This is a genomic window from Rhodanobacter sp. FW101-FHT13A11 (assembly GCF_058790335.1).
The window spans coordinates 27,813-42,951 of sequence record NZ_JBYTCN010000009.1 but is presented as its reverse complement, the minus strand read 5'-3'; the positions used below and the strand labels follow the sequence as shown (position 1 = coordinate 42,951).

The 15,139-nt window shown below is 68.6% G+C and carries 13 protein-coding genes and 1 tRNA gene; 12 read left to right on the top strand and 2 right to left on the bottom strand.

The features are described from left to right. Positions 1 to 5 precede the first annotated feature (5 nt). From AC3WRN_RS11305 to AC3WRN_RS11295, 3 genes are read left to right on the top strand one after another with little or no spacing between them, the layout of a single operon-like run. Positions 6 to 251 (top strand): FeoA family protein, encoded by a 246-nt coding sequence (locus tag AC3WRN_RS11305; RefSeq protein WP_068097785.1) that lies wholly within the window; start codon positions 6 to 8, stop codon positions 249 to 251. Continuing rightward, entirely contained in the window at positions 248 to 2,083 is a 1,836-nt protein-coding gene (gene feoB, locus AC3WRN_RS11300) for a ferrous iron transporter B (RefSeq protein WP_492623029.1), read from the top strand. Before AC3WRN_RS11305 ends, feoB begins: the two co-directional genes overlap by 4 nt. Then, entirely contained in the window at positions 2,080 to 2,382 is a 303-nt protein-coding gene (locus AC3WRN_RS11295) for a DUF6587 family protein (protein ID WP_492623028.1), read from the top strand. The genes feoB and AC3WRN_RS11295 overlap by 4 nt, the downstream gene beginning before the upstream one ends. Before the next feature lie 163 nt (positions 2,383 to 2,545). On the opposite strand, the gene rpsT is transcribed toward AC3WRN_RS11295, so the two are convergent. Continuing rightward, complete coding sequence (gene rpsT, locus AC3WRN_RS11290) at positions 2,546 to 2,809, bottom strand: 30S ribosomal protein S20 (protein WP_068097791.1); 264 nt, start codon at positions 2,807 to 2,809, stop codon at positions 2,546 to 2,548. Positions 2,810 to 3,044: 235 nt separating this feature from the next. Between rpsT and murJ the strand changes: the two genes are divergently transcribed. The 5 genes from murJ to ispH all read left to right on the top strand — a co-directional run bounded on the left by murJ (position 3,045) and on the right by ispH (position 10,349). After that, on the top strand, positions 3,045 to 4,655 hold the full coding sequence (gene murJ / locus AC3WRN_RS11285) for a murein biosynthesis integral membrane protein MurJ (RefSeq protein ID WP_492623027.1): 1,611 nt from the start codon (positions 3,045 to 3,047) through the stop codon (positions 4,653 to 4,655). Positions 4,656 to 4,704: 49 nt separating this feature from the next. Beyond that, on the top strand, positions 4,705 to 5,658 hold the full coding sequence (locus AC3WRN_RS11280) for a bifunctional riboflavin kinase/FAD synthetase (protein ID WP_492623026.1): 954 nt from the start codon (positions 4,705 to 4,707) through the stop codon (positions 5,656 to 5,658). 94 nt (positions 5,659 to 5,752) lie between these two features. Beyond that, the gene (gene ileS, locus AC3WRN_RS11275; RefSeq protein WP_492623025.1) at positions 5,753 to 8,614 is read left to right on the top strand and encodes an isoleucine--tRNA ligase; all 2,862 of its coding nucleotides are present in this window, start codon (positions 5,753 to 5,755) and stop codon (positions 8,612 to 8,614) included. A 159-nt stretch (positions 8,615 to 8,773) separates the two neighbouring features. Continuing rightward, positions 8,774 to 9,274, top strand: coding sequence for a signal peptidase II (gene lspA / locus AC3WRN_RS11270; RefSeq protein ID WP_492623024.1), 501 nt, complete (start codon positions 8,774 to 8,776; stop codon positions 9,272 to 9,274). Positions 9,275 to 9,386: 112 nt separating this feature from the next. After that, positions 9,387 to 10,349, top strand: coding sequence for a 4-hydroxy-3-methylbut-2-enyl diphosphate reductase (ispH, locus tag AC3WRN_RS11265; RefSeq protein ID WP_068097808.1), 963 nt, complete (start codon positions 9,387 to 9,389; stop codon positions 10,347 to 10,349). Between the two features lie 219 nt (positions 10,350 to 10,568). Here the strand turns inward: ispH and AC3WRN_RS11260 are convergent. Further along, positions 10,569 to 10,644: transfer RNA gene (locus AC3WRN_RS11260), tRNA-Thr, on the bottom strand. Between the two features lie 294 nt (positions 10,645 to 10,938). On the opposite strand from AC3WRN_RS11260, the gene AC3WRN_RS11255 reads away from it, so the two are divergent. The 4 genes from AC3WRN_RS11255 (at position 10,939) to AC3WRN_RS11240 (ending at position 15,138) form a co-directional block, all read left to right on the top strand. Continuing rightward, positions 10,939 to 12,777 carry a diguanylate cyclase gene (locus AC3WRN_RS11255; protein WP_492623023.1) on the top strand — a complete coding sequence of 613 codons (1,839 nt, stop codon included), beginning with the start codon at positions 10,939 to 10,941 and terminating at the stop codon, positions 12,775 to 12,777. A gap of 227 nt (positions 12,778 to 13,004) precedes the next feature. After that, positions 13,005 to 13,571 (top strand): GspH/FimT family pseudopilin, encoded by a 567-nt coding sequence (locus AC3WRN_RS11250; RefSeq protein WP_492623022.1) that lies wholly within the window; start codon positions 13,005 to 13,007, stop codon positions 13,569 to 13,571. Beyond that, positions 13,568 to 14,098, top strand: a complete 531-nt coding sequence (gene pilV / locus AC3WRN_RS11245) for a type IV pilus modification protein PilV (protein ID WP_492623021.1) — start codon at positions 13,568 to 13,570, stop codon at positions 14,096 to 14,098. Before AC3WRN_RS11250 ends, pilV begins: the two co-directional genes overlap by 4 nt. Before the next feature lie 32 nt (positions 14,099 to 14,130). Continuing rightward, complete coding sequence (locus AC3WRN_RS11240) at positions 14,131 to 15,138, top strand: prepilin-type N-terminal cleavage/methylation domain-containing protein (RefSeq protein WP_492623020.1); 1,008 nt, start codon at positions 14,131 to 14,133, stop codon at positions 15,136 to 15,138. Position 15,139: the final 1 nt, after the last annotated feature.

Sequence of the window (15,139 nt, the reverse complement as noted above, 5' to 3'; positions counted from 1 at the left end):
AGCCTGTGCGTCTGTCCGATTTGCCCAAGGGTGCGCCTGCCGTGGTCGACCGCGTCGACGATGCGCATGCGGCCGACCCGATCGCACAGCGCCTGCGCGACCTGGGCTTCGTCGACGGCGAGCCGGTGCGCGTGGTGGCGGTGGGGCCGATGGGCGGCGACCCGTTGCTGGTCCAGATCGGTTTCACCCGCTTTGCCCTGCGTCGCGCCGAGGCGGCCCGGATCAGCGTGCGCACCGGGGTGGCGGCATGAGCGCGTCGACCTTGCGGATCGCCCTGGTCGGCAACCCGAACTGCGGCAAGACGGCGCTGTTCAACCAGCTCACCGGCGGCCGGCAGAAAGTGGCGAACTACGCCGGCGTCACGGTGGAGCGCAAGGAGGGCCGCTTCACCGCGCCCTCGGGCCGGGTGTTGCAGATTCTCGATCTGCCGGGCACCTACAGCCTCGAGGCGAACAGCCCGGACGAACAGATCACCCGCGACGTCTGCGCCGGCAACTTCCCCGGCGAGGCGGTACCGGACCTGATCGTCTGCGTGGCCGACGCCACCAACCTGCGCCTGCATCTGCGCTTCGTGCTCGAGGTCAAGCGCCTCGGCCGGCCGGTGGTGCTGGCGTTGAACATGATGGATACCGCGCGCCAGCGCGGCATCGTCATTGACGTGCCCGAACTGCAGCGGCGCCTCGGCCTGCCGGTGGTGGAGACGGTGGCGGTGAAGCGCGGCGGTGCGCGCAGCCTGATCGAGCGCGTAGACGGTGAGGTGCCGGCGGCGGCACCCGTACAACCGGACGACGCGGCCAGTCGCGCCGACCTGCATGCGCAGGTGCGCGAACTGCTGGCCGCCACGGTGACCATGCCGCGCACGACGGCGGCGCTGGACGATGCGCTGGATCGCTGGGCGCTGCATCCGGTATTCGGCCTGGCGATCCTGGCGGTGGTGATGTTCCTGGTGTTCCAGGCGGTGTATGCGGCCGGCAAGCCGGTGAGCGACGTGGTCGGCGACGGTTTCGGCTGGATGGGCGAGCATGTCGCCGCGCTGATGCCGGCCGGACCGCTGCAGAGCCTGGTGGTCGATGGCCTGTTCGGCGGCCTCGGCACGGTGCTCGGCTTCCTGCCGGTCATCCTGGTGCTGTTCTTCTTCATCCTCACGCTGGAGGAATCCGGCTACCTGCCACGCGCGGCCTTCCTGCTGGATCGGCTGATGCTGTCGGTGGGGTTGACCGGGCGCTCGTTCATCCCGCTGCTGTCGAGTTTCGCCTGTGCGATCCCCGGCATCATGGGCACGCGCAGTATCACCGATCCGCGCGACCGGCTGACCACGATCCTGATCGCGCCGCTGATGACCTGCTCGGCGCGCCTGCCGGTGTATGCGCTGCTGATCGGCGCCTTCATTCCGATCCGCTACGTGTTCGGCGTGTTCAACCTGCAGGGCATCGTGTTGTTCGCCTTGTACCTAGCCGGCATCCTCGGCGCGATGCTGGTGGGCTGGGTGATGAAACGCATCCGCCGCGACAAGAGCGAGCATGCGCTGCTGATGGAGCTGCCGTCGTACCGCATGCCGAGGCCGCGCGACGTGGCCATCGGCCTGTACGAGCGCGGCATGATCTTCCTGAAGCGGCTGACCGGCGTGATCCTCGGCCTGACCGTGCTGATGTGGTTCCTCTCCACCTTCCCGGGCGCGCCGGAGGGCGCGACCCTGCCGGCGATCGACTACAGCTTCGCCGGCTATATCGGGCGCGGCCTGCAGTACGTCTTCGCGCCGATCGGCTTCAACTGGCAGATCAGCCTGGCGCTGATCCCGGCATTCGCCGCGCGCGAGACCGCGGTGGCGGCGCTGGCCACCGTCTACCTGGTGGGCGGCGAGGGCGAGGGGCTGGGGCAGGCGCTGGCGGGACAGATCCCGCTGGCCAGCGCGCTGTCGCTGCTGGTGTGGTTCGCGTACGCGCCGCAGTGCATGTCCACGCTGGCGATCATCAAACGCGAAACCGATTCCTGGCGCAACGTGGCGATCTCGTTCGGCTACATGTTCGTGATGGCCTATGCCGCGTCGTTCGTCGTCTACCAGGTGGCGAGGGCGCTGACATGAGTGGCGGCCTCCTGATGCAGTACGTGGTGGTCGGCCTGGTGGTGCTGGCCAGCGTGCTGCTCGTGTTCCGCAAGCTGGCGCCGAAACTGACCAACCGCTGGCTGGCGGCCGCGTCGATCCGCTACGGCCGGCCCGGGCGCAGCGCGTGGGTGCGTGCCTTCGCCCGGCGCCTGCAGCCGAAGGAAGCGACCGGGGATTGCAGCGACGGCTGCAGCACCTGCGGCGCCTGCGGCCCGAAGCGGCCGGCGGCGGCACGGTCGGGTGAATCGATGCCGCTGGAATTCCGGCCGCGGCGGTGAGCAACGCTGGATATTCGACATTTCCGTAGGAGCGCACCCTGTGCGCGATGCTTTTCGTTACGTGACGAAGAGCCATCGCGCACAGGGTGCGCTCCTACCAAAAGCACGAACGAAAAAGCCGGCTTGCGCCGGCTTTTTCGTTTGACGCGGGTCGCGCTCCGGCTTACGCCAGTTCGCGGATCTTCGCGTTGAGGCGGCTCTTGTGGCGGGCGGCCTTGTTCTTGTGGATCAGGCCGCGGGCGGCGTAGCGATCCATCACCGGCTGGGCGGCGGTGAACGCGGCGACGGCGCCGGCCTTGTCCTTGGCCTCGATGGCCTTGACGACCTTCTTCAGGGCGGTGCGGACCATGGAGCGTGCGCTGATGTTGCGCAGGCGGCGCTGTTCGGACTGGCGCGCGCGCTTCTTCGCGGACTTGATGTTGGCCAAGGTAGAACTCCGGGATGCAGTGTTGGGTTGGGTGGAAAAAGACGCCAATTATGCGGTCGATTCGCCCATGCGTCAATCATTTAGGCGGCCAGGCGCAGGCCACGGGCGGGTGTCGCCTGGCCGGGCGGACCGCGGTGCCGGTATTTTGCCACAGGACGGGCTGTCATCCTGCCCGCCGCGGCTGTCACACTACGCGCCCCGTGCGCCCGGTCCCGCGAAGGTCAAAGACTGCCCCATGAAGTCCCCCAGCATGCTCCGCGGACTGCTCTCGTTCAGCAGCATGACGATGGTTTCGCGGGTGCTCGGCCTGGTGCGCGACATGTCGATCAACGCCGCGTTCGGCGCCAACGGCGCCACCGACGCGTTCTGGGTGGCGTTCCGCATTCCCAACTTCATGCGCCGGCTGTTTGCCGAGGGCTCGTTCTCCACCGCCTTCGTGCCGGTCTTCACGGAAGTGAAGGAGAAGGGCACGCACGCGCAGCTAAAGGAGCTGATGTCGCGGGTATCGGGCACCCTGGGCGGCGTGCTGCTGCTGATCACTGCGCTGGGCATCATCTTCGCGCCGCAGGTGACGGTGCTGTTCTCGCCCGGCGCGATCGACGAACCGCGGAAGTTCGAGCTGACCGTCGAGTTGCTGCGGCTGACCTTCCCGTTCCTGCTGTTCGTGTCGCTGACCGCGCTGTCCGGTGGCGCGCTGAACAGTTTCCATCGCTTCGGCTTGCCGGCGCTGACTCCGGTGATCCTCAACCTGTGCATGATCGCCGGCGCGCTATGGCTGTCGAAGCGGCTGCAGACGCCGATCATGGCGATGGGCTGGGCGATCCTGGCGGCCGGCATCCTGCAACTGCTGTTCCAGTTGCCGGCGCTGCGCGGGCTGGACCTGCTGACCCTGCCGCGCTGGGGCTGGAACCACCCGGAGGTGCGCCGGATCATGCGGCTGATGGTGCCGACCCTGTTCGGCTCGTCGGTGGCGCAGATCAACCTGCTGTTCGACACGGTGATCGCCTCGCTGCTGGTGGTCGGCTCGCAGAGTTGGCTGTCGCAGGCGGACCGCTTCCTGGAGCTGCCGCTGGGCGTGTTCGGCGTGGCGCTGGGCACGGTGATCCTGCCGTCGCTGTCGCGCCATCACGTCAGCACCGACACGGCGGGCTTCTCGCGCGCGCTGGACTGGGGCCTGCGCGTTACCTTGCTGATCGCGGTGCCGGCGATGTTCGCGCTGATGCTGCTGGCCGGGCCGCTGGTGGCCACGCTGTTCCAGCACGGCCACTGGAGCGCGCACGACACGCATATGGCCACGCTGTCGATCACCGCGCTGAGCTTCGGCCTGCCGGCATTCGCGCTGGTCAAGGTGCTGCTGCCCGCGTTCTACGCGCGCCAGGACACGCGTACCCCGGTGCGTGCGGGTGTGGCCTCGCTGCTCGCCAACATGCTGCTTAACGTGGTGTTCCTGGCGGTGCTGTTCGAGCTATGGGCGCCAGCCGAGTTGAAGCAGCTGTCTTGGCTGGACGGCCTGGCCCGGTTGCCCGGCCTGCACATGGCGCTGGGCCTGGCCAGCGCGGTAGCGGCCTACGTGAACCTGTGGCTGCTGTGGCGCTGGCTGAAGCAGGCCGGAGTCTACCAGCGCCAGCCGGGCTGGTCGCGGCATCTGCTGCGGCTGGCGGCGGCCTGCGCGGCGATGGTGGGAGTGCTGCTGCTGGGCCGCGGGCTGTGGCCGGACTGGACCCATGGCGTGTCGGTGCTGACCCGGCTGTGGCATCTGGCGGCGCTGGTGCTGGCCGGCGGGGCCAGTTACGTGGCCGTGCTGTTTGCCGGCGGCTTCCGCCTGCGCGACCTGCGGGGGGCGTGAAGCCGCCCGAGGCTCTTATCGCGGGCAGCCTGGCCGTTATACTCACGCGATGATGAGACTTTCCCGGGATCTCGCAGGCCCCTGCCTGGCGCCGCGCGGCAGCGTGATCGCCGTCGGCGCGTTCGACGGCCTGCACCGCGGCCACCAGGCGTTGCTGACGCAGGTGCACGAGCGCGCGCAGGCGCTGGGCTGCAGCCCGGTGGTGGTGAGTTTCGAGCCGCTGCCGCGGGCGTTCTTCTCGCCGGAGCCGGTGCCGCGGCTGTCCAGCGTGCGCGAGAAGCTGCGCGGCTTCGCCGCCGCCGGCATGGAGCACACCTTGCTGTTGCGCTTCGACCGGGCGCTGACCGCGATGTCGGCCGGGGATTTCGTGCGCCGGGTGCTGGTCGAGCGGCTGGCTGCGCGCGAAGTATGGGTGGGCGGCGATTTCCGCTTCGGCCACAGGCGCGTGGGCGACGTGGCGCTGCTGGAGCGGATGGGCGCCGATCTCGGCTTCCATGCCTGCACCATGCCGGCGGTGCAGCTCGACGGCGCCCGCGTCTCGGCCAGCCGGGTGCGCGCCCTGCTCGCGGCGGGCGAGTTCGCCGGGGCCGAGCCGCTGCTGGGCCGCCCGTTCGTGATCGAGGGCAAGGTGGAGTACGGCAACCAGCTCGGCCGCACGCTCGGCTACCCCACCGCCAACATCCACCTGCAGCAGCGGGTCAGCCCGGTCGAGGGCATCTTCGCGGTGCGCGTGGGGCTGGGCGAAAGCGAGTGCAGCTGGCCTGGCGTGGCCAGCCTCGGCGTGCGCCCGACCGTGAACCAGGTTGCCGAGCCGCTGCTGGAGGTGCACCTGTTCGACTTCGAGGGCAACCTGTACGGGCGGCGCATGGCGGTGCAGTTCGTCGCCAAGCTGCGCGACGAACGGAAGTTCGACGGGCTGGAGCCGCTGAAGGCGCAGATGGCGCTGGATTCGCGCATGGCGCGCGAACTGCTCGGCATGAATCCGCGGCTGGCCGAGGCGTGAGCCGTATTCCTGTGCGCACGCGTATCGTTTAACTTTGCATCCTTGTGTCCGCCGTTCGGCGGGCCGCGACACTTCAGCGACGGCATCCAGGCTAATGACCCACGACTACAAGAGCACGATCAACCTGCCGCAGACGGATTTCCCGATGCGCGGCGATTTGCCGAAGCGCGAGCCGGGCTGGCTGGCCGAGTGGGAGCGGGTCGGCCGCTATGCGCAGATCCAGCAGAAGACGGCGCATCGCGACAGCGTGTTCGTGCTGCACGACGGCCCGCCGTACGCGAACGGCTCGATCCACATCGGCCACGCGGTCAACAAGATCCTCAAGGACATGGTGGTCAAGTCCAAGCTGCTGGCCGGCCAGCGCGCGCCCTACGTGCCGGGCTGGGACTGCCACGGCCTGCCGATCGAGATCGCGGTGGAGAAGAAGTACGGCAAGCCGGGCGACAAGCTCGACGCCGCCCAGTTCCGCCAGAAGTGCCGCGAGTACGCCCAGCAGCAGATCGACGACCAGCGCGCCGGCTTCAGGCGGCTCGGCGTGCTCGGCGACTGGGAGCATCCGTACCGCACGATGGATTTCAGGTACGAGGCCGACATGCTGCGCGCGCTGGCGCGCATCGTTTCCAACGGCCACGTGGTGCGCGGCGCCAAGCCGGTGTACTGGTGCTTCGACTGCGCCTCGGCACTGGCCGAGGCGGAGATCGAGTACGGCGACAAGGTCTCGCCCGCCGTCGACGTGGCGTACGACGCGGTCGACCCGAAGGCGCTGGCGGCCCGGTTCGGCGCGGATGCCGGCGATGCGATCGTCGCCATCCCGATCTGGACCACCACGCCATGGACCTTGCCGGAAAGCCAGGCGGTGTCGCTCGGCGGCGGTCTCGAATACGCCCTGGTCGAAGGACCGGCGCGCGAAGGGCAGCGCACGCTGCTGGTGGTCGCCAGCGCGCTGGCCGACAAGGTAGCGCAGCGTTACGGCCTGGCCCAGGCAGCGGTGTTGGGGCATGCCGAGGGCAGGGCGCTGGAAGGCCTGAAGCTGCGCCATCCGTTCTATCCGCGCGAGGTGCCGGTGATCCTCGGCGAGCACGTCAGCGCCGAGGACGGCACCGGCGCGGTGCACACCTCGCCTGACCACGGTGTCGAGGATTTCGTGGTGGCGCGCGAGTACGGCATCGGCCTGCTCAACTACATCGAGTCACGCGGCACCTACCGCGCCGACACGCCGGCCGCCGACGGCCTCGAACTGGCCGGCATGCACATCTGGAAGGCCAACGACGCCGTCGTCGAACTGTTGCGCCGCCGCGGCGTGCTGCTGGCGTTCGCGAAGATCGAGCACAGCTACCCGAACTGCTGGCGGCACAAGACCCCGGTGATCTACCGCACCACGCCGCAGTGGTTCGTCTCGATGGAGCAGGCGGACCTGCGCGAGACCGCGCTCACCTCGATCAGGAGCGTGCGCTGGGTGCCGGGCTGGGGCGAGGAGCGCATCGCCGGCATGGTGGCCGGGCGTCCGGACTGGTGCATCTCGCGCCAGCGCACCTGGGGCGTGCCGATCGCGCTGTTCGTGCACAAGGCCACGCAGGAGCCGCACCCGGATTCCGTCGCGCTGCTGGAGCAGGTCGCGCAGAAGGTGGAGCAGGGCGGCATCGATGCGTGGTTCACGCTGGACGCGGCCGAACTGCTCGGCGACCAGGCCAGCGACTACGAGAAAGTCACCGACGTGCTGGACGTGTGGTTCGACTCCGGCGTCACCCATTTCGCGGTGATCGGCCAGCGCCCGGAACTGCAGCAGGGCACGGCGTCGCACTACCGGGTGATGTACCTGGAAGGTTCGGACCAGCATCGCGGCTGGTTCCAGTCGTCACTGCTGACCTCGTCGGCGATCTTCGGCCGCGCGCCGTACGACGAGGTGCTTACCCACGGCTTCGCGGTGGATGCGAACGGTCGCAAGATGTCCAAGTCGCTGGGCAACGTGGTGGCGCCGCAGAAGGTGATGGACACGCTGGGTGCCGACGTGCTGCGCCTGTGGGTGGCCTCGGCCGACTACCGCAATGAGATGACCGTTTCCGACGAGATCCTCAAGCGCGTCTCCGATGCGTACCGCCGCATCCGCAACACCGCGCGTTTCCTGCTCGGCAACCTGGACGGCTTCGACCCGGCGCGGCACCTGCTGCCGGTGGATGGCAGCGTGCTGCTCGACCAGTGGGCGGTGCAGCAGGCGCATGACGTGCAGCAGGCGGTGACGGCCGCGTACGAGCGCTACGACTATCCCGAGGTGGTGTCGCGCATCCAGAACTTCTGCACCAACGAACTGGGCGCGTTGTACCTGGACATCACCAAGGACCGGCTCTACACCATGCCGACCGACAGCCGCGGCCGGCGCAGCGCGCAGAGCGCGATGTACCGCATCGCCGAGGCGCTGGTGCGCTGGCTGGCGCCGATCCTCAGCTTCACCGCCGAGGAGATATGGCAGGCTTTGCCGGGCAAGCGCGGCGACAGCGTGCTGTTCGAGACCTGGTACGACGGCCTCGCCGCCACCCAGGCCTCTCCGGAACAGCGGCGCTGGTGGACCGACCTGCTGGCGATCCGCGACGCCGCCTCGCGCGTGCTCGAGGGCATGCGCAAGGCCGAGCTGATCGGTGCCGCGCTGGAGGCGAAGCTGGCGATCCACGCTGACCAGGCCACCGTGGCGCGCTACGCCCCTGCGGCCAGTGAACTGCGGTTCTTCTTCATCACCTCCGAGGTGCGTCTCGACCTGGCCGGCGGCCAGCCGGCCGACGCGGTGCTGACCGAGCTGGAGGGCGCCGACGCTTGGGTCTCGGCCACGGTCAGTGGCGCAGCCAAGTGCGTGCGCTGCTGGCATCGGCGCGACGACGTGGGCAGCCACGCCGGGCACCCCGAGCTGTGCGTGCGCTGCGTCGGCAACGTCGAAGGGCCGGGCGAGGATCGCCGCTGGTTCTGACTTTGACGTAACTCCCTCCCCTGCAAAGCAGGAGAGGGCCGGGGAGGGGTAGGCTCTTAATCTGATCTCCCAAGGTCAAAAGCGAACCCCCTCCCAACCTCCCCCTGCGTTGCAGGGGGAGGAGCTGAAGATCGCCCCATCACCGAGTCCCCGCGCCCTATGACCCCGAAACCCAACGCACTCCCCTGGCTCTGGCTGTCCGCCGCCGTCATCGTGCTCGACCAGCTCAGCAAGTGGTGGGCGTTGTCGGCGCTGCAGCCGGCCGGTGTGCCGCATCCGGTGATCCCGGGTTTCCTGAACTGGACGCTGGCGTTCAATACCGGCGCCGCGTTCAGCTTCCTCGCCGACGGCGCCGGCTGGCAGCGCTGGTTCTTCGTGCTGCTGGCGGTGGCGATCAGCGCCGTGCTGGTGGGTTGGCTGCGGCGCACGCCGCGGCGCGACTGGCGCACCGCGCTGCCGCTGGCGCTGATCGTGGGCGGCGCGGTCGGCAACCTGATCGACCGCCTGCATGCGGCACAGGTCACCGACTTCATCCACGTGCATTTTCGCCAGTGGAATTACCCGGTATTCAACCTGGCCGACTGCGGCATCACGGTAGGCGCCGTGATGCTGATCGCGTTCGGCCTGTTCACCGGCAAGGGGCAGGGCGACGTGCGATAATCGCATCCCTGTGTGTAGGAGCCCGCTTGCGGGCGATGCTCTTGCTTTGGAGCCCCAAGGAAAAGGCATCGCCCGCAAGCGGGCTCCTACAGGATCCTGAATCGAGGTCAGCTTGGACATCCTGCTCGCCAACCCCCGCGGCTTCTGCGCCGGCGTCGATCGCGCCATCGCCATCGTCGAGCGCGCGCTGGAATCCTACGGGGCGCCGATCTACGTGCGGCACGAGGTGGTGCACAACCGCTACGTGGTCGACAAGCTGCGTGCCGACGGCGCGGTGTTCGTGGAGGAACTGCGCGAGGTGCCCGACGGCGCCACCGTGATCTTCAGCGCGCACGGCGTGTCGCAGGCGGTGCGCGAGGAAGCCGGGCAGCGGCACCTGAAGGTGTTTGACGCGACCTGCCCGCTGGTCACCAAGGTGCACATGGAAGTGGCGCGACTGGGCCGGGTGGGCCGCAGCGTGGTGTTGATCGGCCATGCCGGGCATCCCGAGGTCGAGGGCACCATGGGGCAGTGGAACCGGGCCAATACCGGCGAGATCCTGCTGGTGGAGTCGGTGGAGAACGTCGCCACCCTGACGCCGAAATTCCCGCGTGAGCTGTCCTACGTCACCCAGACCACGCTGTCGGTGGACGATACCAAGGCGATCATCGCGGCGCTGCGCGCGAAATTCCCCGACATCGAGGGGCCGCGCAAGGACGACATCTGCTACGCGACGCAGAATCGCCAGGACGCCGTGCGCCGGCTCGCCGACGCGGTCGACCTGATGCTGGTGGTCGGCTCGGTCAACAGCTCCAACTCCAACCGCCTGCGCGAGCTGGCCGAGAAGCAGGGTGTGCGCTCGTTCCTGATCGACGGCGCGGAGCACATCGAGCGCAGCTGGCTCGACGGCGTCGGGCGGATCGGCCTCACCGCCGGCGCCTCGGCCCCGGAGAAGCTGGTGCGCGACGTGATCGCCCGCCTGCAGTCGTGGGGCGTCGGCGAGGTGCGCGAGCTGGACGGCGAGCCGGAGGACATCACCTTCGCCTTGCCCAAAGAGCTGCGCATGGTCGGCGGCAACGGCTCCGCCAGCCTGTAATCCCGTAGCGGCGAGTCCCCGGCGGCGCAACGATGGCGCTGCCGCGGGTCCGCATGCGCGGCGTACTTGCCCGTTGCCGTGCCGAGGGAGCATTCTTCGGGCGTAGGGCTGCGAAAGACGTCGGGAACCGGGGGACGGACGCCTGCAATGCCGCGTGCCATCAGATGCAACCAAGGCCCCGGGAAGCGCGGCTTCCCGGGGCCTTGGTCGTGCATGGACTGGTGCCGGAAATAGGAATCGAACCTACGACCTACGCATTACGAATGCGCCGCTCTACCAACTGAGCTATTCCGGCAAAGAGCCGAGAATATTACGGGCCGAGCCGCGATGGTGCAAGCGACGATTGCGGCGCCGGCGGCGTCTGCCGGCCATGGATCGGTGGTGCCGGCCGTGCGTCAGGCTGCTGTCGGGCCGCGGTCCCGGCGGGCAGGTCACGCATACTCAGGTTTTCCGGAGCGCGGCCGACAACGAGTCGACGGCCCGCGCTGTCCGGACAGGGAGAGTCTGAATCGACTTTCTTGGGGGCGTATTGTCCGGACTATTTCGAACTTTGCCGGGTTTGCTGTTGCTGCTGACGGCGACGTGCTGCGTGCATGCGGGACCGGCAACGCAGGCATCGGTACGCGATACGGCGGCATTCGACCAGCTCATGCGGCGGCTGGACAACGGTGAGGTGATCCTCAACACCCGGGGAGCGGTCGAGCAGACCCTCGGGCGCCTGCGCGCCCTGTTGCCGCCGGACGACGCCTACCGGCAGCGCCGGTACGACTACATCTACTGCTTCCTGGCATTCGACAACGACGCGAACGGCGGTTACGCCTACGCTGGCCGCGGCATCGAGCAGGCCCACCAGGCGGGCGACCTCGAGGTGGAGGCCAACTTCCAGATATGCCGCGGCCTTTACCAGGGCCGGGTCACCACGGAACGCGACGCGCTGCCGGCCTACGAGGCCGGCATCCGGATTGCCCGGCACCTGGAGAACAACCGCCTGGTCGCCGACGGGCTGACCTGGCGCGGCAGCGCCCTGTCGTTGCTCGGCGAGCAGGCCAAGGCCCTGTTCGATTTCCTGGAGGCGCAGCACCTCTACGAAGCCGTGGGCAATACGACGGCCGCGCAGTCCAACCTCATCAGCATCGCCACCATCTATCGCCGGCTGGGGGAGTACGACAAGGCTGCCGACTATCTGCAGCAGTCGATGGCCTTTGCGCAGCGCAAGCAGGACAGGCAGGAGGAGATGGCGGTAGACATGGAGACGGGGTTCCTGGCGATCGAGCGGGGCGATGCCGCGGCCGCCGTGGCGCCGCTGCAGCAGGCACTGGCGATCGCGCGCGCGACCGGCTCGCGGCAAAGCGTGGGATCCGCGCTGCTGGCGTTGGCGGAGAGCAGCAATGCCCGGCACCAGTACACCGAGGCGCTGCAGCAACTGGCGCTTGCCGGCAACGAGTTCCAGGTCGTTTCGGACAAGTCCAGCACCGGCATGCTGGCCTTGCAGTCGGCCAAGGCCCACGCGGGTCTCGGCCAGCACGAACTGGCCGCGCGCGAGTTCGACGTCGCCGAGACCAACGTGAGGCAGGGCGACAACATGCGTTACCTGGCCGAGCTGTACGAGGCGCGTTCGAGGAACCAGGAGGCGCTGGGCAACCCCGCGGCAGCGCTGGCCGACCTGAAGCTCAAGATGCAGGCCGATGCCGCACTGGCGCGGATGGCCAAGACCCAGATCACCACGCTGATGGGCTACCAGTTCGACACCGAGCGGCGTGAACTGGAGAACCGCAAGCTTGCCGCCGACAAGGCGCTCAAGGAGCAGCAGCTGGCCGCGTTGGAGCGCATCCGCGGCTGGCAGAGCCTGGCCATCCTGCTCGCCGGCTCTCTGCTGCTGCTGATGTTCTGGCTGGCGTGGCGGCAATTGCGCCGGAGCCGCAGCCTGCACCGGCTGGCGCTCACCGATGCGCTGACCGGCATCTCCAACCGCCGCCACATCGAGCATACGCTGCACATGGCCATGGACGAGGCCCGCCGCAAGCATCACGAGCTGACCGTGGTCATGTTCGACATCGACCACTTCAAGCAGGTCAACGACAGCCATGGCCACCAGATCGGCGACCAGGTGCTGGAGCAGATCGTCCAGGCCTGCCAGGGCGCACTGCGCCAGTTCGACCGGCTCGGCCGCCTGGGCGGCGAGGAGTTCCTGGTCGTGCTGCCCGATACCGATCTCGAGGGCGGCCTGCAGGTAGCCGAACGCCTGCGCACTGCCGTGGCCACCGCGAGGCCGACGGTTGCCGGCATCGAGCTGCAGCTCTCGATCAGCCTGGGTGTCGCCCAGCTGCGGCCGGCCGAATCGGGGATGACTTCCCTGGTGCGGCGCGCCGACGCGGCGCTGTATCACGCCAAGGACAACGGCAGGAACCGGGTCGAGGCGGCGCCCTAGCGAGCTGCCTTGACCGGGCGGCCGCGCCGCACGGCCGCCTGTGATCCCGATCACCCTTCCGGCGCCCCGCCGGCCGCTCGTCGGGCAATTGCTACCGCTCGTCGGCTGCAGGCTGGCCGGAACCGGGCGCCTCGGTACAGAGTGACCGCAGGGGTATCAGGGAGAATGCCATGCGGGTCTTGTCGCGTCAGCGAGGTGCTTCGCTGGTCGGGTTGCGGAAGTCGGGTATGGCCGGTGATGGCCCGCCGTGGCGCGGAGCGGCACGGCGATGCCAGTACGGCTTCACCCTGGTCGAGCTGATGATCACCCTCGCCATCGCGGTCATGCTGCTGGTGATCGCCGTGCCGAGCTTCAGGTCGCTGACCCTTTCCAACAAGCTCACCACCGCCGCCAACGACGTGGTCAACGCGATCAACGTGGCGCGGATGGAAGCCATCAAGCGCAATGCGAACACGCAGCTGTGCAGCAACTCGGCCAGCGTCAACAGCGCCGACGCCCTTGGCGCGGCGTGCAGCACCCAGACCGGCGCGGTCTACGCGATGGCCGGTGCCGGCGCCAACCCGGTGCTGGCCGGCACGACCGGCATCGACACGACCGTGCAGTTGTCGGGCGATGTGGTGGCGATCCGTTTCGGCGGACAGGGGCTGGGGCAGGCCGTGGGCACCACCAGCCCCTACACCGGCACGGTCGCGGACATCTGCACCGGCCAGATGAGCAGCGACAACCATCGCGTGATCACGATGACGACCGGGTCGATTCTCGTGACCACCACCAAATCGGGAGCCTGCCCATGACGAATCGCCCCACTCCGGCCATGCGCCCCGTACATGTGGTCAGGCAGCGGGCCGCGCGCCTGCATGCCGGCCAGTCCGGTGTCGGCCTGATCGAGGTGCTGGTGGCCGTGCTGGTGCTTTCCATCGCCTTCCTCGGCATCGCGGCGTTGCAGGCCATGTCGCTGGCCACCAACAACAGCGCGATGGCGCGCAGCATGGTCACGGTCGCCAGCTACTCGATCCTGGACGCGATGCGGGCGGACATCAGCGGCGCCCGCAATGGCGACTACAACACGACCACGCCGATCGCGGCCAACGCATGCCCTGCGCCAGGCAGCACCCTGGCCAGCGCCCAGATCAGCCAGTGGTGCAGCGTCGGGCTCGGCAACAAGAGCCTCGGTGCGGTCGCCAGCACCACCGGCGCCATCGCCTGCACTGCGGTCGGCACGGCCAGCGCCGACTGCACCATCACCATCACGTTCGATGACAGCCGGACCGGTGCGGGCGGTTCCAGCGCGCAGCAAGTCGCCACCAGGGCCATGCTGTGAGCGGCCATGCCATGCCCTGCCGTCGCGTGCCCATGTCGACGAAGCTGCCGACCGGCTTCACCCTGATCGAGCTGATGGTCGCGATGCTGCTCGGCCTCATCGTCATCGCCGGCGTGGCCAGCGTGTTCCTGGCCAACCAGCGCACCTACCGCACCAACCAGGCACTGGGCGACGTGCAGGACGGTTCGCGCATCGCGTTCGAGCTGCTGGCGCGCGACATTCGCAATGCCGGGCTCAATCCATGCAACAACGGCGATCGCATGGGCAACGTGCTCAACAACAGCAGCACGGCCTGGTGGGCCAACTGGGGCAACGCCCTGCACGGCTACAGCGGCACCCAGGGCGATCCGGCGACAGGGGGCGTGTTCGGCACCGGCGTGGGCCAGCGGGTCGCCGGCACCGATTCGGTGCAGGTTCTCGGCGCGGTCGACGGCGGCATGAGCGTGGCCACCGACAACGAGCCCGCGGCGAATTTCAAGCTCAACGACACGACCACCAACCTGCAATCCGGCGACATCGTCATCGTCTGCGACCCCGACCACGCGGTGATGGTGCAGATCAGCAACTACAACAACAGCAACGTCACCTTCGTGCACAACACCGGCAACGCGGTCGCGCCGGGCAACTGCTCGAAAGGCCTGGGCTACCCCAGCGACTGCAGCAGCACCAACGGCAACCTCTACCAGTTCGGGCCCAACTCGCAGATCGCCAAGCTGGGCGCCGCCGACTGGTACATCGGCAACAACCCGGTCAAGGGCCGCTCCCTGTACCGGGCCGCGATAGCCACCGACTCCGCCGGGAATGCCGGCCTCGGCACGCCGCAGGAGATGGTGCGCGACGTCACCGGGATGGCGATCAGCTACCACGCGAAGGGCAGTGCCGCGTTCGTAGCCGCCAGTGCGATCACCAGCTGGGCCGTGGTCGACGCCGTGCAGGTCACCCTGACCCTGCAGAGCGCCGACCAGCGTGCCGGCACCAACGTGCAGCCGCTGGTGCGCAGCTTCACCGCCACCACCACCGTGCGCAACCGGGTGAACTGAC

What these genes read in the sequence shown, in the direction of transcription:
- AC3WRN_RS11240 (WP_492623020.1), top strand. Translation starts at nt 14,131, where the DNA reads ATGTCGACGAAGCTGCCGACCGGCTTCACCCTGATCGAGCTGATGGTC.
- murJ (WP_492623027.1), top strand. Translation starts at nt 3,045, where the DNA reads ATGAAGTCCCCCAGCATGCTCCGCGGACTGCTCTCGTTCAGCAGCATG.
- AC3WRN_RS11250 (WP_492623022.1), top strand. Translation starts at nt 13,005, where the DNA reads ATGGCCGGTGATGGCCCGCCGTGGCGCGGAGCGGCACGGCGATGCCAG.
- feoB (WP_492623029.1), top strand. Translation starts at nt 248, where the DNA reads ATGAGCGCGTCGACCTTGCGGATCGCCCTGGTCGGCAACCCGAACTGC.
- lspA (WP_492623024.1), top strand. Translation starts at nt 8,774, where the DNA reads ATGACCCCGAAACCCAACGCACTCCCCTGGCTCTGGCTGTCCGCCGCC.
- AC3WRN_RS11280 (WP_492623026.1), top strand. Translation starts at nt 4,705, where the DNA reads ATGATGAGACTTTCCCGGGATCTCGCAGGCCCCTGCCTGGCGCCGCGC.
- ileS (WP_492623025.1), top strand. Translation starts at nt 5,753, where the DNA reads ATGACCCACGACTACAAGAGCACGATCAACCTGCCGCAGACGGATTTC.
- pilV (WP_492623021.1), top strand. Translation starts at nt 13,568, where the DNA reads ATGACGAATCGCCCCACTCCGGCCATGCGCCCCGTACATGTGGTCAGG.
- AC3WRN_RS11295 (WP_492623028.1), top strand. Translation starts at nt 2,080, where the DNA reads ATGAGTGGCGGCCTCCTGATGCAGTACGTGGTGGTCGGCCTGGTGGTG.